The organism is Oleomonas cavernae (assembly GCF_003590945.1).
Lineage (GTDB): Bacteria > Pseudomonadota > Alphaproteobacteria > Zavarziniales > Zavarziniaceae > Zavarzinia > Zavarzinia cavernae.
Window position 1 is genome coordinate 3,435,328 of sequence record NZ_QYUK01000011.1, and the last position, 19,056, is coordinate 3,454,383.

Annotated in this window: 22 protein-coding genes and 1 pseudogene; 12 read left to right on the forward strand and 11 right to left on the reverse strand. The window is 65.0% G+C overall.

What is annotated here, in order from left to right:
- Positions 1-47 precede the first annotated feature (47 nt).
- From D3874_RS20495 to D3874_RS32130, 3 genes and pseudogenes are all read left to right on the forward strand, one after another.
- Positions 48-296, forward strand: a complete 249-nt coding sequence (locus D3874_RS20495; RefSeq protein WP_119782409.1) for a DUF4160 domain-containing protein — start codon at positions 48-50, stop codon at positions 294-296.
- Positions 280-699 carry a DUF2442 domain-containing protein gene (locus D3874_RS20500; RefSeq protein WP_119780230.1) on the forward strand — a complete coding sequence of 140 codons (420 nt, stop codon included), beginning with the start codon at positions 280-282 and terminating at the stop codon, positions 697-699. The genes D3874_RS20495 and D3874_RS20500 overlap by 17 nt, the downstream gene beginning before the upstream one ends.
- A 77-nt stretch (positions 700-776) precedes the next feature.
- A pseudogene (locus D3874_RS32130) lies at positions 777-959 on the forward strand (MarR family transcriptional regulator); the annotation flags it as partial.
- Between the two features lie 163 nt (positions 960-1,122).
- Here D3874_RS32130 and D3874_RS20510 read toward each other — a convergent pair.
- Complete coding sequence (locus D3874_RS20510; protein WP_119780235.1) at positions 1,123-2,010, reverse strand: isocitrate lyase/PEP mutase family protein; 888 nt, start codon at positions 2,008-2,010, stop codon at positions 1,123-1,125.
- A 443-nt stretch (positions 2,011-2,453) separates the two neighbouring features.
- Here D3874_RS20510 and D3874_RS20515 point away from each other — a divergent pair, with 443 nt between their 5' ends.
- The 3 genes from D3874_RS20515 (at position 2,454) to D3874_RS20525 (ending at position 4,684) form a co-directional block, all read left to right on the forward strand.
- Complete coding sequence (locus tag D3874_RS20515; protein WP_119780237.1) at positions 2,454-2,987, forward strand: VOC family protein; 534 nt, start codon at positions 2,454-2,456, stop codon at positions 2,985-2,987.
- A gap of 4 nt (positions 2,988-2,991) precedes the next feature.
- Positions 2,992-3,630 carry a carboxymuconolactone decarboxylase family protein gene (locus D3874_RS20520; RefSeq protein ID WP_119780239.1) on the forward strand — a complete coding sequence of 213 codons (639 nt, stop codon included), beginning with the start codon at positions 2,992-2,994 and terminating at the stop codon, positions 3,628-3,630.
- Positions 3,631-3,811: 181 nt separating this feature from the next.
- The gene (locus tag D3874_RS20525) at positions 3,812-4,684 is read left to right on the forward strand and encodes a type 1 glutamine amidotransferase domain-containing protein (RefSeq protein WP_119780241.1); all 873 of its coding nucleotides are present in this window, start codon (positions 3,812-3,814) and stop codon (positions 4,682-4,684) included.
- Here the strand turns inward: D3874_RS20525 and D3874_RS20530 are convergent.
- Together D3874_RS20530 and D3874_RS20535 are read right to left on the reverse strand one after the other, a co-directional pair.
- Positions 4,659-5,360, reverse strand: a complete 702-nt coding sequence (locus D3874_RS20530; RefSeq protein ID WP_119780243.1) for an SDR family NAD(P)-dependent oxidoreductase — start codon at positions 5,358-5,360, stop codon at positions 4,659-4,661. The genes D3874_RS20525 and D3874_RS20530 overlap by 26 nt on opposite strands.
- Positions 5,357-5,959, reverse strand: coding sequence for a 2-hydroxychromene-2-carboxylate isomerase (locus D3874_RS20535; RefSeq protein WP_119780245.1), 603 nt, complete (start codon positions 5,957-5,959; stop codon positions 5,357-5,359). The genes D3874_RS20530 and D3874_RS20535 overlap by 4 nt, the downstream gene beginning before the upstream one ends.
- Before the next feature lie 120 nt (positions 5,960-6,079).
- On the opposite strand from D3874_RS20535, the gene D3874_RS20540 reads away from it, so the two are divergent.
- Positions 6,080-6,640 (forward strand): TetR/AcrR family transcriptional regulator, encoded by a 561-nt coding sequence (locus tag D3874_RS20540; protein ID WP_119782410.1) that lies wholly within the window; start codon positions 6,080-6,082, stop codon positions 6,638-6,640.
- A 107-nt stretch (positions 6,641-6,747) separates the two neighbouring features.
- Here the strand turns inward: D3874_RS20540 and D3874_RS20545 are convergent, their stop codons facing one another.
- Positions 6,748-7,188, reverse strand: coding sequence for a GNAT family N-acetyltransferase (locus D3874_RS20545; RefSeq protein ID WP_199699176.1), 441 nt, complete (start codon positions 7,186-7,188; stop codon positions 6,748-6,750).
- 130 nt (positions 7,189-7,318) lie between these two features.
- Here D3874_RS20545 and speB (D3874_RS20550) point away from each other — a divergent pair, with 130 nt between their 5' ends.
- From speB (D3874_RS20550) to D3874_RS20560, 3 genes are read left to right on the forward strand one after another with little or no spacing between them, the layout of a single operon-like run.
- A complete protein-coding gene (gene speB / locus D3874_RS20550; RefSeq protein ID WP_119782412.1) occupies positions 7,319-8,272 on the forward strand; it encodes an agmatinase in 954 nt (317 codons plus the stop codon).
- Between the two features lie 10 nt (positions 8,273-8,282).
- Positions 8,283-9,227: an agmatinase gene (gene speB / locus D3874_RS20555; RefSeq protein WP_119780247.1), complete on the forward strand. Its 945-nt coding sequence runs from the start codon at positions 8,283-8,285 to the stop codon at positions 9,225-9,227.
- 31 nt (positions 9,228-9,258) lie between these two features.
- A complete protein-coding gene (locus tag D3874_RS20560) occupies positions 9,259-10,170 on the forward strand; it encodes a LysR family transcriptional regulator (protein ID WP_119780249.1) in 912 nt (303 codons plus the stop codon).
- A 113-nt stretch (positions 10,171-10,283) separates the two neighbouring features.
- On the opposite strand, the gene D3874_RS20565 is transcribed toward D3874_RS20560, so the two are convergent.
- The 6 genes from D3874_RS20565 to D3874_RS20590 form a co-directional block, all read right to left on the reverse strand.
- The gene (locus tag D3874_RS20565) at positions 10,284-11,978 is read right to left on the reverse strand and encodes a vWA domain-containing protein (protein ID WP_119780251.1); all 1,695 of its coding nucleotides are present in this window, start codon (positions 11,976-11,978) and stop codon (positions 10,284-10,286) included.
- Positions 11,979-12,042: 64 nt separating this feature from the next.
- Positions 12,043-13,257, reverse strand: a complete 1,215-nt coding sequence (locus D3874_RS20570; protein WP_119780253.1) for a glycosyltransferase family 87 protein — start codon at positions 13,255-13,257, stop codon at positions 12,043-12,045.
- Positions 13,258-13,380: 123 nt separating this feature from the next.
- The gene (locus tag D3874_RS20575) at positions 13,381-14,988 is read right to left on the reverse strand and encodes a phosphoenolpyruvate carboxykinase (protein ID WP_119780255.1); all 1,608 of its coding nucleotides are present in this window, start codon (positions 14,986-14,988) and stop codon (positions 13,381-13,383) included.
- Between the two features lie 162 nt (positions 14,989-15,150).
- Entirely contained in the window at positions 15,151-15,876 is a 726-nt protein-coding gene (locus tag D3874_RS20580) for a HugZ family pyridoxamine 5'-phosphate oxidase (RefSeq protein WP_233560073.1), read from the reverse strand.
- Positions 15,877-16,014: 138 nt separating this feature from the next.
- Positions 16,015-16,350: a hypothetical protein gene (locus D3874_RS20585; RefSeq protein ID WP_119780259.1), complete on the reverse strand. Its 336-nt coding sequence runs from the start codon at positions 16,348-16,350 to the stop codon at positions 16,015-16,017.
- A gap of 6 nt (positions 16,351-16,356) precedes the next feature.
- Positions 16,357-16,836: a Panacea domain-containing protein gene (locus tag D3874_RS20590; protein ID WP_158596125.1), complete on the reverse strand. Its 480-nt coding sequence runs from the start codon at positions 16,834-16,836 to the stop codon at positions 16,357-16,359.
- Between the two features lie 7 nt (positions 16,837-16,843).
- On the opposite strand from D3874_RS20590, the gene D3874_RS20595 reads away from it, so the two are divergent.
- Positions 16,844-17,260 (forward strand): DUF6471 domain-containing protein, encoded by a 417-nt coding sequence (locus D3874_RS20595; RefSeq protein ID WP_158596126.1) that lies wholly within the window; start codon positions 16,844-16,846, stop codon positions 17,258-17,260.
- An 88-nt stretch (positions 17,261-17,348) separates the two neighbouring features.
- Here D3874_RS20595 and D3874_RS28110 read toward each other — a convergent pair whose 3' ends face one another.
- The gene (locus D3874_RS28110; protein WP_147385753.1) at positions 17,349-18,107 is read right to left on the reverse strand and encodes a hypothetical protein; all 759 of its coding nucleotides are present in this window, start codon (positions 18,105-18,107) and stop codon (positions 17,349-17,351) included.
- Positions 18,108-18,327: 220 nt separating this feature from the next.
- Here D3874_RS28110 and D3874_RS20600 point away from each other — a divergent pair, with 220 nt between their 5' ends.
- On the forward strand, positions 18,328-19,038 hold the full coding sequence (locus D3874_RS20600) for a response regulator transcription factor (RefSeq protein ID WP_119780265.1): 711 nt from the start codon (positions 18,328-18,330) through the stop codon (positions 19,036-19,038).
- The last annotated feature ends 18 nt before the right edge of the window (positions 19,039-19,056 follow it).

Below are 19,056 nucleotides of genomic sequence, written 5' to 3' on the forward strand. Positions count from 1 at the left end.
ACGCTCATACGTATTGAATAACCCATCAGATGGGTTATGATTGCGCCATGGTCGTGGTCCATCGCGCGCATGGCTTTCGCTTCGTGATCTACACGCTCGATCATGAGCCAGCCCATGTCCATATCACCGGAGCGGGACAGGCGAAGATCAACCTCCTGGGCTCTGGTGGTGAGCCCGAGTTGATTTCCAGTGTCGGGATCAGTCGTGCCGATTTGCGGCGGCTGGTCGCCGAAGTGATCGACCATCGCGATGAATTCTTGCGGGAATGGGAGCGCATTCATGGCAAGCGTGACTGATGCACAGCTCAAGGCAGCGCAGGCCCGGGGAGCCAAATTGCTCGAGACGGCGCCGCGTGCCGCGGGTGCCACCTACGACCGGGCGACTGGGCGCGTGACGATCAATCTGGTCAATGGCTGCACCTATGCCTTCCCGGCCCGATTGGTGCAGGATCTGCACGGCGCCAGCGATGATGAACTTGCCGGCGTGGAGGTCGACGGCATGGGCTTAAACCTGCACTGGCCAGCACTGGACGCTGATCTCTATGTGCCCGCGCTGGTATCCGGCATTTTCGGCACGCGCGCCTGGATGAACCGGGAACTGGCGCGCATTGCCGGGCGGGCGACGTCGCCGGCCAAGGCCGCAGCGGCGCGAGCGAACGGCGCCAAGGGTGGTCGCCCTCGCAAAGCCGCCGGCGGTTGAATCCAATGTCCCGCTCGCCCCTGATGCTCGATCTCCTCCGCGCCGTCTACTGGTTCGACGAAGCGCTGCAGGCCGGCATGCGCGCGGCGGGCCTCGAAGGCGCCACGAGGGCGCAATCCTTCCTGCTGCTGAACCTGGCTTCGGGCGAGCACCGGGCCTCGCGCCTGGCGATCAACCTAGGCGTCAGCCGCCAGGCGATCAGCCAGATGCTGGCGGAAATGGAGGCGCGCGGCCTGATCACCGTGACCGCCGACCCCGACGACAAGCGCGCCCGCATCGTGAATTTCAGCCTGGAGGCCATGCCCATCCACAAGACCGCGACCAGGCTGCTGCTGGAACTCGAAAGCGTGCTGGAAACCCGCATCGGGCCGGACAAGCTGGCCGGCCTGCGCGCGGGCTTGGGGAAGACTGGGGCCACCCGCCTCAACTGGTGGCGGGCAAGAGCGCCTGAGCCTTGGCCAGTAGCTCACCCAACCCCATCCGCTCGTTATAGCCGGCGAAGCTCAGCCTCTCGGCCTCGGCCGGCAGGCGCCCGGCGCCCAGCAGCGCGCGATAGGCATCCTCGACCGCCTTGGCCGCCACCAGCAGCACCGAGACCGGGAAGATCACCAGCCTGAAGCCGGTGTCCTGCAGGCTCTTGGCGTCGAGATAGGGGGTCTTGCCGTCCTCGACCATGTTGGCGACCAGCGGGGTGCCCGGAAACCGCTCGGCGATCGCCCGCATCTCTTCCAAAGTCTGCGGCGCCTCGACGAACAGCAGGTCGGCACCGGCGTGCAGATAGGCCTCGGCCCGGCGCAAGGCCTCGTCGAGGCCGGCCACCGCGCGGGCATCGGTGCGTGCCATGACGCAGAAGCCGCCGTCGTGCCTGGCCCCGGCCGCGGCCTTGATGCGCGCCGTCGCCTCGCCCAAGGCGACGATCTCCTTGCCTTCCATATGGCCGCAGCGCTTGGGCAGGACCTGGTCTTCGAGCTGGATGCAGGCCGCGCCCGCGCCTTCGTAGAGCCTGGTCAGGCGCGCCGCGTTCAAGGCGCCGCCGTGGCCGTTGTCGCCATCGGCGATCAGCGGGGTGCCGGCCGCGGCCTCCGCCAGGGCCCGCACGCGGTCGGCCATTTCGGTGGCCGTCACCAGGCCGATATCAGGCACCCCCAGCAGCGAACCGGCGACGCCGAAACCCGTCATATAGACCGCCTCGGCCCCCGCGGCCGCGGCAAAGCGCGCCGAGATGCCGTCGAAGGCGCCCGGCGCCAACAGAATCTGCGGCCGCGCAAGCAGTGCCCGCAGCCGCGTGCCGGCATTCAGGCTCGAAGTCATGCCATCCCCTCCAGATCGCTCTTTGTCGTCATGGCCGGGCTTGTCCCACGGCTGTCCGGTTAAGGAAAAGGGGCGTGGAAGGCCACTTCCTTCGGGTAGTTTTCCTTCCACCCTCACCACTCTCAATCGTCATGACCGGGCTTGTCCCGGTCATCCACGTCGGGACGAGCCGCATCTGTTGACGGAAGAGGCAGCTTGCCGACGTGGATGGCCGGGACTTCGCCCGGCCATGACGATTGAGAGTGGTGCGCATATGCCTTGGAACTACCCGATTTCGTTGACCAGACAGCCGTGGGCTTGTCCCAGCCATGACGATCCTTGTTATGTGCCCATCTTCACCGCATCGGGGATATTTAGTCAATTATCTTGACAATGATCGGCCGGCGGCTAGGCTCGACCGGCACATTCCCCGGGGTCAAGTGGAATGGCAAGGCGGGGGACACATGCAGATTACCGGCTTCAACCATCTGGCCCTTGTCTGTCGCGACATGGCCGAAACGGTGGATTTCTATACCAGGATCCTGGGCATGCCGCTGGTCAAGACCGTGGCCCTGCCCGACGGCGGCCAGCACTTCTTCTTCGATTGCGGCGGCGCCGGCACGCTCGCCTTCTTCTGGTGGCCGGAAGTGCCGCCCCCGGCCCCCGGCATCGCCTCGGTCGCCCATTTCCCCATGGATCCCAAGACGGCGGTGGGGTCGATGAACCATGTCGCCTTCTCGGTGCCCGAGGAGAAACTCGACGAGTACCGCACGGCATTGGAGGCGGCCGGCGTCCCCACCTTCCCCGTGGTGCTGAACCACGACGACAGCCGCCAGGGCTTCAGCCCGGACATGCACGACAAGGTCTTCGTCCGCTCGGTCTATTTCACCGATCCCAACGGCATCATGATGGAACTGGCCGCGTCCACCAAGGCCTTCGGCCCCGACGACATCCGCCACGAGGCCCGCGGCCCCGCCACCCTGATCGAGAGGAATTGAGGCCATGCCGCGTCTGCGCGAGGTGCCCAAGAGCCCGGACAATGCCCCGATCGTCCAGGCCATGTACCAGTTGCTGTTCGGCGACCGCGACCCGGTGGCCGATCCCGGCACCGACACCGGCACGCCGGGCAACTGGTGGAGCGTCTTCGCCCTGGTGCCCGACGCCCTGGACCATGCGGTGCGCGGCTTCCAGTTCTATCGCAGCCCCAAGCGGCTGATCGATCCGGTATTGCGCGAATTGGGCCAGACCCGGGCGGGTTTCGCCAAGGGCAGCCAGTTCGTCTTCTCGCAGCACTGCAAGTCGCTGCGCGGCCTGAAGGTTTCGGAAGAGAGAATCGCCGCCATCCCGCATTGGCCGGTCGCCACCTGTTTCTCGGCCGAGGAACGGGCGGTGCTGGCCTATACCGATTGCCTGGTCTTGCAGGGCGGCCGGGTGCCCGAGGCGGTCTTCACCGCGCTGAAAAGCTTCCTCAGCGACGAGCAGATCCTGGAATTCACCTACATCACCTGCCTCTACGATATGCACGCGGTGATGAGCCGGGCCCTGCGCACCGAGTTCGACGACCGCGACGAGGCGATCGTCGAGATCGCCGCCCCCGAGGGCTTCAGCGCCGCCGACTTCATGGACACCGGACGGCGCTGACGCGGCTGTCGTGCGTCCTTCGAGACGGCCCTACGGGCCTCCTCAGGATGAGGAAAATCTTTTTGGTACAAAGACTTGCCTCATCCTGAGGAGCCAAGCGCAGCTTGGCGTCTCGAAGGACGCATGATCGACGTCCAAGGCTGATGTAGGCTGCCCCCAAGCTTCATCAGGAAACCCCCTCATGGCCCGTGTATTGATGCCGATCCCCGACCGCGATTTCGATCCGTCGGAGGTCGCGGTGACCTGGGCGGTCCTGACCCAGGCCGGGCACACGGTGGTGTTTGCCACGGCCAGCGGCACGCCGGGCATGGCCGACGACCTGATGCTGACCGGCCGGGGCCTCGATCCCTGGGGCTTCCTGCCGGGGCTCGACAGCCTGGTGGCGCTGGGCCTGGTGCTGCGGGCGAACGGCGATGCCCGGCGGGCCTATGCCCGCATGACCCTGGATCCGGCCTTTCTGGTGCCGCTGCGCTGGGACACCCTGAGGGTCGAGGATTACGACGGCCTGTTCCTGCCCGGCGGGCACCGGGCGCGGGGCATGCGCCAATATCTGGAAAGCAAGCAGCTGCAGGACCTGACCGTCGGCTTCTTTGCGGCGGGCAAGCCGGTCGCCGCGATCTGCCACGGCGTGCTGCTGGCCGCCCGCAGCATCGATCCCGCCACCGGCCGCTCGGTGCTGCACGGCCGCAAGACCACGGCCCTGACCTGGGCGCAGGAAAGCGCGGCCTGGCGCCTGAACAAGCTCGGCCGCTTCTGGGATCCCCACTACTACCGCACCTACAGGGAAGCGCCGGGCCAGCCTGCGGGCTACATGGGCGTCGAGCAGGAAGTCACCCGCGCCCTGGCCGACGCCGGCGATTTCCGCAACGTGCCGCGCGACGATCCGCATTACACGGCCAAGACCCGCGGCACCGCCCGCGATACGGCAGGCGACGAGACGCCGGCCTTCGTGGTCGAAGACGGCAATTACCTGTCGGGCCGCTGGCCGGGCGATGCCCATACGCTCGCCCGGCGCTTTGGCGACTTGCTCACCAGGTCTCGCCGAACGGCCTGATCTCGACATTGAACGACCAGGCGCTGCGCGCCTGGTGGGCGACGTGCCAGACTTCCTCGGCGATGTCGGCCGGCTGGATGAAGAAATCGTCCGGCGCGTCGGGGCGCATGCGCCGCGTCCATTCGACATCGATCACCGCGTCGATCACCAGATAGGCGACATGGACGCCCTTGGGCCCGACCTCGCGGGCGATCGATTCGGCCAGGATGCGCTGGGCCGCCTTGGTCGGCGCAAAGCCGGCGAAATTGGCCCGGCCGCGCAGGGCCGAGGTGTTGCCGGTGACGATCAAGGCCCCCTTGCCCGCCGCGATCATGGCCGGCGTAGTGTGACGGGCCAGGTGCAGCAGGGCCATGACATTGGTCTGGAAATTCTGCTGCAGCACATCGGGATTGATGTCGCGGAAATTGGCGAAGGCGCCGCCCACGGCGTTGTGCACCACCACCTCGGGCGCGCCCAGCCTGGCCGTGACCTCGTCCAGGGTCGCATTCAGGGCAGGCCCATCGGCCACGTCGACGGCGAAGCCGTGAGTGCCGGGCACTTCCGCCTCGAGCGACTTCAGGCGTTCCGCGGTGCGCGCCAGCATCGCGACCTCATAGCCGCCCTTGGCCAGGCGGCGCGCGATGGCGGCGCCGGTGCCGGGGCCGACCCCGGTGACGAGGGCGATTTTCCGGCTCATGCTGCGGCTCCCGTGGCGATGCGCCGGCGCACGAAATCCAGCCGGTCGTTGCCGAAAAACATTTCCTCGCCCACGAAGAAGGTGGGCACGCCGAACACGCCGCGGTCCACGGCGCGCGCGTTGTTGCCCTCCAGCCGCGCCGCGATCGCCGGATCTGCCGCCTTGTCCCACAGGGCATCGATGTCGATGCCCGTGCCGTGAAAGGCTTGCCGGCGCCCTTCGGCCGTCACGATATCGGCACCCTGGCCCCAGATCGCCCCGAAGACCACAGCGTTATAGGCGGCGATCACCCCTTCATCCCCGGCCACCAGCGCGCCGCGCATCAGCGCCTCGACCTCGAAGCCGCCGCCATAGGCGGCGCCACGAAACTGCTGGTTCATGCCGAAGGGCACGCCGTAAAGCTCGGCCCAGCGGCGGGCGTCGAGCCCGGCATAGCGCGCCTTGGGCGGGCATTCGGGCGAGGGCCGGTTGTTCACGGCCTTCATCACCTTGACGATGGCGATCGGTGTGTAGTCGATCGGCACGCCCAGGCCCGCAAGCTGGGTACTGGCCAGGTAGGCATAGGGACTTTGATAGTCGAAGACGAATTCGACGGACATCGGCGCACCTCCCTTAAAGGCATCAGGATGCTATTCATCATCCAGAAGGATGTCGATCACAATCCTGTTGGCGCGGCCGAGTTTTTTTGCGAGGCTGCGGACAGTGTTTTTGGAGGTGTCATGGGCCATTCCCAGGCGGAAAAGGCGCAGACCCATGCGCGCATCGTCAAGATCGCGTCGCAGCGCTTCCGCGAGTCCGGCATCGACGGGGTCAGCCTGGCCGACCTGATGAAGGAGGCGGGCCTGACCCATGGCGGCTTCTACCGCCATTTCGACTCGCGCGACGAGCTGGTGACCGAGGCGGTGGGCCATGCCCTAGCCCAGAGCAACGGCCGTCTGGGCGGTGTCACCCTGGCGGCCTTGATCGATTACTATCTAAGCCCGGCACACCGCGACGGCGTGGCCGACGGCTGTGCCGTGACAGCCCTGGTCGCCGACATCGCCCGCAGCAACGAGACAGCGCGCACCGCCTATACCGGCCAGGTGAAGCGCAACCTGGCCGGCATGACCAGGATGGCACCCGACGGTGGCCGGGCCCAGGCGATCAACCTGCTGGTCAGCCTGGTGGGCGCCCTGTCCCTTGCACGGGCAGTGAATGACGAGGCCCTGTCCCGGGAAATCCTGGAGACGGTGCGCGAGACGTTGAAAGCGAGCGCGACCACCTCACCCTCCCACCGCTGACGCGGCGGGCCCCACCCTCTCCCCCGCAAGCGGCGGAGAGGGAAAGCTTGCTAGCCCTCTCCGCCCTTTAGGGGGGAGAGGGTGGGGTGAGGTGGGTCGTCGGGCCGCTAAAGCGCCAGCACATAGCGCACGAAATCATCCGCCGGGCCCAGGCGATCGTAGAGTATCCGCGCGGTCGTGTTGCCCTGCTGGGTGTGCCAATAAAGCTTGGCCCAGCCCCGGGCCTTGCCCTGGGCCATCAGGTCCTCGATCAGGGCGCGGCCGGCGCCGGCGCCGCGGGCCTTGGGATCGACGAAGAGGTCTTCGAGGTAGCAGATCGGCGCGATCGACCAGGTGGCGGGGTGGACGACCGAGGTGGCGAAGCCCACGATCTGGCCGCCCAGTTCGGCCAGGCGGGCATTGACCGGCTGGGCCGGGTCCATGATCCGCGCCCAGGTTGCCGCCGTCACCGCCTCGGGCACATTCGCCCGGTAGAAGCGGACATAGGCGTCCCACAACACGCGCCAATGGGCCTCGTCGCTGGCGCGCGGATCCCTGATCGTCACCATGGTCGTTTCCTCAAGGGGCGTTTGACGCATTGATATCGAAAGCCATCCAAGCATTCTTTGACGAAACAGAATTCTCCAAGTGCGTTCGAGCGGCAACCATGCGCCCGAGTTGTCACTCCAAGGAAGCATGATGCCTGACCCGTCGTTCCCCCAGCCCCAGGATGCCGCGCTGATCCCGCGTTTCGCCGGATTGCCGACCTTCATGCGGCTGCCGATCTCGACCTCGGCATTGGGCGTGGACATCGGCCTGGTGGGCGTACCCTTCGACGGCGGCACCACCAACCGGGCCGGTGCACGCCATGGGCCCCGGGAAATCCGCAATGCCTCCAGCTTCATCCGCCGCATCCACCATGCCAGCGGGATTTCGCCCTACGACCTGGCCCGGGTGGCCGATCTGGGCGATTCCCCGGTCAACCCGATCGACCTGATGAAGTCGCTGGACCTGATCACCGGCTTCTTCAGCGAGATCAAGGGCCACGGCACCATCCCGATTTCGGCCGGCGGCGACCACCTGATCACCCTGCCGATCCTGCGCGCCCTGGCCTCGACCACGCCGGTGGGCATGGTCCATTTCGACGCCCATTCCGACACCAACGACCGCTATTTCGGCGACAATCTCTATACCCACGGCACCCCTTTCCGCCGCGCGGTGGAAGAAGGCCTGCTCGACCCCAGGCGGGTGATCCAGATTGGCATCCGCGGCTCGATCTACGACCCCTCCGACCTCGATTTCGCCAAGGCCGCGGGTTTCCGCATCGTCTTCATCGAGGAATTCGTCAAGCGCACGCCTGAGGACATCATCGCCGAGGCGCGGGAAATCGTGGGCGACAAACCGGTCTACGTTTCCTTCGACGTCGATGCGATCGACCCCTCCCAGGCGCCGGGCACCGGCACGCCGGAGATCGGCGGCTTCACCACCTTCGAGGCCCAGCGCATGGTGCGCGGCCTCCAGGGCCTGAACATCATCGGCGCCGATGTGGTCGAGGTCTCGCCGCCCTTCGACCTCTCCAACATGACCTCGATCCTGGGCGCTACCTTGATGTTCGAACTGCTGTGCATCGTCGCAGCGCGGTTCCAGGCCTAAGGCGCGACTGATGGCGGGATATGATCGCGGCCGGCTGGACCTGCCCTTCGTGGGCTTCTGCACCTTCGCCAAGAGCCCGATCTGCAGCGACTGGGACAAGATCGATGCCGATGTCGCGGTCATGGGCGCGCCGTTCGATTTCGGCACCCAGTGGCGCGCCGGTGCCCGCTTCGGCCCCCGCTCGATCCGTGAAGCCTCGACCCTGTTCGCCTTCGGGCACGACGGCGCCTATGACCACGAGGACGATGTCACCTACCTCGCCGATGCCCGCATCGTTGATATCGGCGACGCCGACATCATCCATACCGACACGGTCCAGAGCCACGCCAACATCGAATACGGCGTGCGCAAGATCCTGAAAGCCGGGGCCATCCCCCTGGTGCTGGGCGGCGACCATTCGGTGAACATCCCCTGCATCAATGCCTTCGACGACCAGGAACCGTTCCATGTCGTCCATGTCGACGCCCATCTCGATTTCGTCGACGAGCGCCACGGCGTGCGCTTCGGCCACGGCAATCCCTTGCGCCGCGCGGCCGAGAAGCCCTATGTCACCGGCCTGACCCAGCTCGGCATCCGCAACGTCTCCTCGACCGCCAAGGACGGCTATGACGACGCCAGGCGCATGGGCTCCGACATCCTCAGCGTGCGCCAGTTCCGCAAGCTGGGGGTGGACGCCGTGATCGAGCGCATCCCGGCAGGCAAGCGCTATTACCTGACCATCGACATCGACGGCTTCGACCCCTCGATCGCGCCGGGCACCGGCACGCCCAGCCACGGCGGCTTCACCTATTACGAGGTGCTGGAGCTGCTGGAAGGGCTCACGCGCCGGGGCACGATCTGCGGGATCGACCTGGTCGAGGTGGCACCCGATTACGATCACACCGGCGGCACCGCGATCCTCGCGGCGCAACTGCTCCTCAACGTGATCGGCCGGATGCTCTACCACCGGACATGACGCGCAGCCTTTGTTCCGATAACTTTCCCCTATGAAAGTCGACAATATCGACCTGCGCCTGTTGCGGGTCTTTCACGCGCTGGCCGAACACGGCGGCTTTGCCGGGGCCCAGGCTGAACTGGGCCTGACCCCGTCGACCCTTTCCATCCACCTGAGCAACCTCGAACAGCGCCTCGGCATGATCCTGTGCGAGCGCGGCCGCGGCGGCTTCCGCCTGACCGACAAGGGCGAGCGGGTGCACCTGTCGACCAAGCGCCTGTTCACCGCCCTGGAAGGCTTCCGCTCGGAAACCGCGTCCTTGCGCGGCAAGCTGGTGGGCGAGTTGCAGATCGGCCTGGTCGACAGCACGGTGACCGACAGCCATTCGCCCATCGCCGGCGCCATCCGCCGCTTCGAGCAGCGCGACAACGACGTCCACATCCGCCTGATGGTCGACCGGCCCTCAGCCCTCAACCACGCCCTGCTGGACGGCCGCATGAACCTGGCGGTGGGCGTCTTCCCCCGCCATGTCGCCGGCGTCGACTACGAAATCCTCTACAAGGAACGCAGCCTGCTCTATTGCGGCGAGGGCCACGAGCTGTTCGGCAAACCGGCCAATCAGATCGACCAGGCGGCGATCGCCCGGTGCCGCTTCGTCGCCCGCGCCTACAGCCTGGAGCGCGACATGGCCGCCATGGGCCGGGTGATCCACAAGGCCAGCGTCGAGAACATGGAGGCCCAGGCCCACCTGATCCTGTCGGGCTGCTTCGTCGGCTTCCTGCCCGAACACTATGCCCAGGCCTGGGTCACCGCCGGCCGCATGCAGGCACTGGACGCTGCCCGCTATGCCCTGGAATCCGAGATCGCCCTGGCCACACCCGGTGTGGGCAAGCCCAACATGGTGGTGCGCACCTTCTGCGACGACCTGCGTGCCGTGAACACCGCCTTCCCGCCCCGGGATTGAGCACCATAAGAACAGGCGTCATCCCGGCGAAGGCCGGGATCCATTGCGACATCGCGCGCTGCCCCCGAATGGATCCCGGCCTCCGCCGGGATGACGATAACAAGCAAGCACACTCAATCGATGCTGTCGGCGGCCTTGATCAACTGGACGAATTCCGCCCGGTAACCATTGACGTCCTCACCCCGCGCCCCTTGGGCCAGATCGGCGATCTGCGACCAGGACAGGTCGGCGACGAAGCTCACCCCGGCCAGCTTCTGGCCGTAAGCCGCGACGGCCACGGCGAAGCGCTGGTCGTCACTGGCATCGCCCAGGCCGGCAACCACGTCGCTGGCGGTCACCGGCCGTTCGATCAGGGCGCTGGTGTCATGGCCCGGCTGCTTGTAGCGGATGCGCAGATGGGCGAATTCCTCGCCGTGATCGGTGCTGCCGCTGGTCGCCTCCGGCGTGCCGTAGCGCAGGGGCTCGACATAGCCCCTGGACCCCGCCGGGGTGATCTCATAGATCGCGGTGACCACCTTGCCCGAGCCGACGTCGCCGGCATCGATCCTGTCGTCGGTGAAATCCTGGCGGCGCAGGGCGCGCGTCTCGTAGCCGATCAGGCGATACTCGCTGACCTTCTGCGGGTTGAACTCGACCTGGAACTTCACATCGTCGGCCACCGGCACCAGGGTCGAGGCCGCTTCCTCCTGCAACACCTTGCGGCCCTCGATGGCGCTGTCGACATAGGCCGCGTTGCCGTTGCCGGCCTGGGCCATGCGCTGCATCAGGGCATCGTTCAGGTTGCCGATGCCGACGCCTAAGACCGAGAGATAGATGCCCTGCTTGCGCTGTTCGACGACATAACTCTCCAGCGCCTTGGGATCGGTAATGCCGACGTTGAAGTCGCCGTCGGTCGCCAGGATGACGCGGTTGACCGCGTGCCTGTCGAAATTGGCGCGGGCCAGGCCATAGGCCCGCTCGATGCCGTCGGCACCCGCCGTGGAACCGCCAGCGCCCAGGCCCTCGATCGCCGCGATGATCTTGCGCTTGTTCTCGCCCGAGGTCGGCTCCAGCACCGTGGCGACGCCGCTGGCATAGGTCACGATCGAGATCTTGTCCTCGTCCCGCAGGCTGCGGGCGAAATCGATGAACGAGGTCTTCAGCAAGGCGAGGCGGTCCGGCGGCCCCATCGAGCCCGAGACGTCGACCAGCAGCACCAGGTTCAGCGGCGGCCGGCGGCCCTCGCTCAAGTCCAGCGCCTTGATCGACACGGTCATCAGTTTGGTGTCGACGTTCCACGGGTTGGGCATCACCGCGACGCGGGTGGTGAAGGGCCGGGCCGGGTCGCTGGGGCCGGCCAGGTCATAGGGGAAGTAGTTGATCATCTCCTCGACCCGCACGGCACCGGCCGGCGGCATCTGGCCCTCGCGCAGGTAACGCCGGGCGACCGCATAGGACGCGGTGTCGACATCGGAGGAGAATGTGGAGACCGGCTCCTCGGCCACCACCTTGACCGGGTTCTGTTCGGCATCGGTGAAGCGGTCGGTGGTGGGCTCGGGCATCGGGGCCGACGGGACCGGTGCGCCGCCCACCGCGAGGGTGGACGGCGCGGCGACCTTGGCCGGTGCCTCGCGGAGCGTGCCGAGCGCATCCGCTTGTGGGCCAGGGTCCGCCCCGGTCGAGGGATCCCTCGGCCGTGTGCTGCCGGTGGCGGTCTGGGACGTCTGGTCCGGCGAACAGGCGGCAAGCAACGAGACAAAGGCAACGGAAAGCGCGGCGGGCCGGCGGTATTGCCAGGCACGCGCCAGCGGGGCGTGGATCATCGTCATGGGTAAGTCCCCCTCTTGGACTATCCCATGCTGAAGCCTGATTGCGGCGGAGAGCTGGGCGAGATCATGGCGGAAGCGCGGCGGCCGGCATCGGCTGGAACACGAGAAGGGCAAGACAGGCGATCAGAGCCACCGGGGCCAGGGGCAGCCCGACCAGATTCAACATCACGCCAAGGAGCGGCAGATACCACAACAACGGCACGACGCCATTGCGCAACAGGCGGGCGGAAGCCCCGGCATCATCGCGCCACATCAAGATCAGGCCGCCGGTGATGACCGCAAGATCGTAGAAATGGAGATAGGGCACGACAAGGGCGGTAGCGGCAGAAAACACCAGGATATCCAAGCCGTCCAAATTTGCCCGCGGCCCTCGGCGCAGCAAGTAGACCAGGCAAAGGCCAACAGAGACGAGGCTGACCGCCGCCTGAACCCCGTAACTCGCGCCAACCTCCGCCCCAAGGAGGCGCATCGCCGTGAACGGTGTCAGGCGCATGGCCCCGCCGATGCCGGTGCCATGTTCCAGAAAATTACGGCCCAGGGGCACCGTCTTTTCCAGATAGTCCGACCAAACCTCGGGGCCCCAGAACAGCACGGGCAGAAAGCAGGCCAGGGCAAGCGTAGCGCCGGCCGTCAGCACCACCCGCCACTGCCGCTGGACAACAAAGACCAGCGGCAGCAGGCATCCCATCATCGGCTTGTAGGCCAGGAGCCCGATCAGCACCCCGGCGAAGACCGGTCTGCTGCCGGCAAGGCGCAGGCCGCCGATGAACAGGGCGGCGCTGAAAAGGCCGTTCTGCCCCAGCACCAGATTGACCAGAGTCATGGGCGCGACAAGTGCGAGCACCACAAGCGGCCGCTCGAGCCGCGGCAACCCCACCGCCATCACGAAGCAGGCAGCACCGAGAATTGACCAGAGCGCCAGCACCACCGGATAGGGCAGCCAGCCGAAGGGCGCCACAAACAGAAGTGCCGGCGGCGGATAGAGGAAAAGGCTGAGGGCGGAATTGCTCTCGGGCCCCAGGGCTTCGGCCAGCACGCGGGCAAAAGCGGCCGAATCGGCGATATCACCGGTACGGCCTTCCAGCGCCAGCCGGCCGGCGGTCCATAGGTTATATGCATCCCGGCCAAACACTTGGCCGCGGTCAAAGGTTTTCGTCAGGAAAGGCCATTGGTCGACCAGGACGACGAGTACCACGAACGGAAAGATGACCCTCGCCGCCCTCGCCACCTGCTGCCGCAGCGGGCTCACCACGCTTGCCTCGGCCAAATCATCCCCCATTGCCGTCTCCCGGCCTATGCTCGGGGCCAACTGAAGATGCACGGTCAAGGCCGAGCGTGGGGCAAGTCAAGAAAAAGGGCCGCGGTTGCCCGCGGCCCTTTCTCAAAGCGAGATCGGCCAGGCTCAGGCGGCCTTGGGAGCTGCCGAGCGGATCGCGTCGTCCACATGGGCTTCGAACTGGGCGAAGTTGTCGATGAACAACCCCACCAGGTGCTTGGCCTTGGCGTCGTAGGCGGCCTTGTCGGCCCAGGTCTGGCGCGGGTCCAGGATCTCGGTCGGCACGCCGGGAACGGCCACGGGCACCTCGAAGCCGAAGTTGGGATCGATGCGGAACTGCACCTGGTTCAGCGAACCGTCCAGGGCGGCGCGCAGCAGGGCGCGGGTGACGGCGATCGGCATGCGGCTGCCGGTGCCGTACTCGCCGCCGGTCCAGCCGGTGTTGACCAGCCAGCACGAGGCGCCGTGACGGGCGATCTTGTCCTTCAGGATGTTGCCGTAGACCGTCGGGTGACGAGGCATGAAGGGCGCGCCGAAGCAGGTCGAGAAGGTCGCCTGCGGCTCCTTGCCCAGGCCCTTCTCGGTGCCGGCGACCTTGGCGGTGTAGCCCGACAGGAAGTGGTACATCGCCTGTTCAGGCGACAGGCGCGAGATCGGCGGCAGCACGCCGAAGGCGTCGGCCGTCAGCATGATGATGTTCTTGGGATGGCCGGCAATGCCGGTCGCCGAGGCATTGGCGATGAAGTCCAGCGGATAGGCGCCGCGCGAATTCTCGGCCAGCGAGGCGTCGTCCAGGTCCAGCTTGCGGGTGACCGGGTCGATCACGACGTTTTCCAGCACGGTGCCGAAACGCTTGGTGGTCGAGTAGATCTCCGGCTCGGCCGTGGGCGAGAGGCGGATCATCTTGGCGTAGCAGCCGCCTTCGAAGTTGAACACGCCGTGTTCCGACCAGCCGTGTTCGTCGTCGCCGATCAGCTCGCGCTCGGGGTCGGCCGACAGGGTGGTCTTGCCGGTGCCCGAAAGGCCGAAGAACACCGCCGAATCGCCGGCCTTGCCGACGTTGATCGAGCAGTGCATGGGCATCACGCCCTTCACCGGCAGCAGGTAGTTCAGGATGGTGAAGACCGACTTCTTGATCTCGCCGGCATAGGAGGTGCCGCCGATGACGATGGTCTTGGCCGCGAAGTCGACGACGATGAAGGTGCCGCTCTTGGTGCCGTCCACCGCCGGATCGGCCAGCAGGCTGGGCATGTCGATGATGGTGAATTCGGGCAGGAAGTCCGGCAGATCCTCGGCCGCCGGGCGGACCAGCAGGTTGCGGATGAACAGCGAATGCCAGGCGAATTCGGTGACCACGCGGACCTTCACGCGGTTGGCCGGGTCGGCGCCGCCGTAGAGGTCCTGCACGAAGATTTCCTTGCCCTCGAGATAGGCGCGAACCTTGGCCCGCAGGCCGGCGGCCGCCTCTGGGGTGATGGCGACGTTGGACTTGCCCCACCAGATCGCGCTCTCGGTCTCGGCGTCCTTCACGGTGAACTTGTCGCTGGCCGAACGGCCGGTGTGCTGGCCGGTCTTGACGACCAGAGGACCGCCTTCCGCAAGGACCCCCTCGCTGCGGCGGATCGCCTCTTCATAGAGGGCCGGCGTATCGAGATTCCAGTAGGCGGCGGAGACGTTCCGAATCCCCTGGAGGTCGAGGCCATGTCGCGAAATATGGGTGCCAGTCTGGCGCAATGTGCTTCTCCGCGAGAAGAGGGCGGGATGATGATCCCGCGTCGGGGTTGTTCAAGACGACGAGCAAACACCCGACGCCCACTTGGGTTGCGTGACTCGGCGAAAATAGATGCCCTGAAAAGCTCCCGCAACAGGCGTGATGGTCGCAGTTGGCGACATTTGTCACAATTTATGCAGTTCACGCGCTGTCTTAACCAATTCTACAAGCCGCGTCCGCACTTCCATGACGCTCGAAACATGACTCGGGAAGCGCAGCCGGCTGCGCCGGTCGCCCGCGATCAGGTCGATCCCCTCCGGATCGACCCCGGAGATTCGCCAGTCCGCGTCAGCTTCGCCCAGCAATTGCGTGGCATAAAGGGCGATCGCGTCGAGGTGGTCTTCATTCATGTGGGCGACCACCCCCGCCTCCCCTTCCTGCAATGCAGCATATTGCGCAGCATTGAGGACAAATGCGCCCCCGTCGATCCAATGAATCCGCCCGAAGCCGGCCACCAGATGGGCCCGCTCGACCACCATCCGCCAAAGCGAGAAATCGGCGAAGTCGCGATAGATCTCGGCGGCGGGATGGCGGCGGAAGAAACGCTCCTTGAGCCAAGGGTCGTCGTCGCGCGCCAGCCGGCCGACCAGGCTGACCCGGGCGCCGGTCAGGCGGTCGGCCAGCCCGACCGTGCCGTCGAACAGCAGCGAGGCCCGCGGATCGGCTTCCAGCGCCCGGGTATGCTCGGCCAGCCTGGAGATGAACAGCAGCGGCTGGCCGCCGTGGTCGGTTGCGGCCAGGACCAGCGAGGCATAGGGGCTGCCGTCGCCCAAGGTGACGGCCAGGGCCGCCGTCGGCGTGCGGCGAACCAGATCGCGGGCGCTATCCGCCGGGCTTTCCTGCGTCGTCAAGGGCGATCCGATGCTCAAAGACCAAGGTCGCGAAAACACCTATCGAATACCGGCGATCGAGTACAGTACCTAATCCTGGCCGCGGGATTCGTGATCGCGGCGCAAGGCCCTCACCAAGCGCGTGTCCAAAGCCATGAATCAAGGCCGGCAGCCAAGAGCCTTGTAGATGGCCGCTTTGTCACCGCGTCTTATCGTCGAGCTCTTTTGGATCGCATCGCAGATGCCTTGCGCCGCCAATCCATGCTCGATGACGTAATCATCCAACTCGAATGGCTGTCCGCATTCGATGAAACTGTCATGCTTCAGGAAAGAAGGGTAATCCGCTTGCAGGATCGGTATGGAGCCATCGCGCCAACCGTCCGAGTTGATGCGCAGGTAGATCCCAAGGGATGGCTCGACGCATATCGCCATCTTCCAGTTGGCCGGATCTATTTTCTCGTCATAGATCCAGATGACTTCAAGGGCACGGACCAAGGCACGTCACAGCCGGATGTGGGCGGCATTCTGCCGGAGGTCCGCAACGATTTCAGCCTTCCTGGGGGAATCGTCGATCATGTCCTCGTAGCGCATGGTTCCCAGCTTGGCGGCTTGCCAGTCAGCCCCATGCGTCGCAGACGTGCGCGCGTTGAACGTCATGTGAGAAGAAATGCCAAAGCCGTGCTTTAAGGACTCGAAATCCGAATCCGAAAAAACATCGTGGTCAAGGTCGGCATTCGCGCCATTGCCTTGCAGACGATACCCCTCGAGTTTCCATGGAAACCGGTCATCGCCCAATTCAGCCAGCCAGAGGGCTTCGCCCTTCGCCATCTCGTAAATCTCGACGGGAACGGGGCCGAACCTCATGGCGCGATAGGTCGCGCCAAAGACCGGGCGGTGATATTTGTTGAGGTGATGCTTATCGGCAAAGTAGCAAGCCTTCAGCATTGCATGCAAATCGATGCCCGGCTGCTGGGCAATCATCCATTGGATGGCCGCCTTGGCTTTCTCCGGAGAGAATTTAAATCTGATCGGCTGCATTGCCGCAATATGGCGATTCTGCAATAAGAATCAAGCACTTAATAAAAGTCAATTGATTTCAATCGGTTATGAGTCGCTGTGCCGCCGGCAGCCTTTCCAAGCCTGCGAGGCGGGCCGTTTGAAAGGGCCACCGGTTTCTCATGCGGCAACGGACAACGAAACGGACTGGGCGGAGCAAGCCAAGGCGGAGCTCAAGCGCCGCGACGTGTCCTACCGGGAGTTGGCGGAGAAGCCAACCGCGCTCGGAATCCACGAGACAGAGCGCAACATTGCGAACAAGATTGGCCGGGGCGGATTTACGGCGGCTTTTCTGATCCAATGTTTACACGCAATCGGCTGCGCGACGCTGCGCTTAGAGGATGCCTGATCGCTGGCATCGCGCTTTGGTCTATGGCCGCGCTAGCGGAAGAGAATAAGCCGGAAAGCCCAGCCCCAAACCAAGAGGCCGAAGGCAGTCAGCCACAACCATCGCCAACCCCATTTATCCCCGGCGCCGAGGCAGAAACCGAGCATCCCCCGGTTATAGAGCCGACTGCGACCGCCCCAAGGATCGCGAAGATTCCGATTTGTGCGCGCAGTGGAAGGCTGCGGAAGCCGCTCGCGATGCCGCCGATTCCGCCCACAGCCAAACCTTGATAGCGGCCTTTGGTGTTAGTGGCCTTGTCGTAACGCTTATTCTCTCGTGGATAACCGCTAGAGCGAGCGTGCAAGCGGCTAAAGCCGCAAACGAAACAGTTGCGATCACTAGAGACAGCAGCCATAGACAGCTGAGAGCTTACGTCCATCCCGTGAACTTGGTTCACACCCAGCACTATGATGAATCGACAAATAGCTATTTCTGGCTGTTTCGTGAAACATGGCATAATTCTGGCAATACGCCAGCTATAGATGTTCAGCTGCAAATTTATGCCTACGTCTCTGAAGTAGATATGCCCGATAACTTTACGTTTCCGGAAGTTAACCAAACAATTTTCATGGTTATCGCCCCAAATTTCAATTTGCAGAGTATAAAATTTGGCATTTCTAACGAAAGCGCTAAAGCTATACACGCTGGGGAGAAATTTTTTTATATTTGGGGAATTGCTAGATATAGAGACGTATTTCCAAATTCCCCAAGACGCGTTACTAAATTTTGCTATCGCATGTTTGTCATGGGTGACCCCTGCATGGAAATTGGGCCTCACCATGTCGTTGAATGGAATTCCATCCTCCACCGGACTCACAACTGCGCTGACGAGGAATGCGAGCGCTGCTAGCGCCCCCTAATCACGGCCTATCTCCCCTGGTGCGCTTGATACATAAGGTCGAAACTGCGCCCGAACGTATCGGCCGTCACATAAATGACCCTGCAACCGGCCCTTGTTGCCCCATCATTGCCAAAATTCGCCCTCACCCATACATCGGAACGGTCCCACGCCCGTGGGAGGAGCAGACTTGAGCACGAAAGCCCCGCCGAAGATCGCCCTGGTCGATGACGACCGGAACATTCTCACCTCGGTCTCCATCGCCCTGGAGGCCGAAGGCTATGCCGTGGAAACCTTCACCGACGGGGCGGCGGCGCTGACCGCCTTCGGCCGCTCGGCCCCCGACCTGGCCGTGCTGGACATCAAGATGCCGCGCATGGACGGGATGGAGGTGCTGCGCCGCCTGCGCCAGGCCTCGTCCCTGCCGGTGATCTTCCTGACCTCGAAGGACGACGAGCTGGATGAGGTGCTGGGCCTGCGCATGGGCGCGGACGACTACATCCGCAAGCCGTTCTCGCAGCGCCTGCTGATCGAACGGATCAAGGCCCTGCTGCGCCGCGCCGAGGCGGTGACCGAGGGCGACGAGGCCCGGCCCGAGCCCTTGATGGTGCGCGGCCGCCTGACCCTGGACCCGCTGCGCCACGCCTGCACCTGGGGCGACCAGCAGGTCACCCTGACGGTCACCGAATTCCTGATCCTGCAGGCCCTGGCCCAGCGGCCGGGCCATGTGAAGAGCCGCGACCAGTTGATGGACGCGGCCTATGACGATCAGGTCTATGTCGACGACCGCACCATCGACAGCCACATCAAGCGGCTGCGCAAGAAATTCAAGAGCGTCGATGCCGACTTCGGCTCGATCGAAACGCTCTACGGCATCGGCTACAAGTTCGACGAAAGCTGACTGAACGGTTGAACCCTT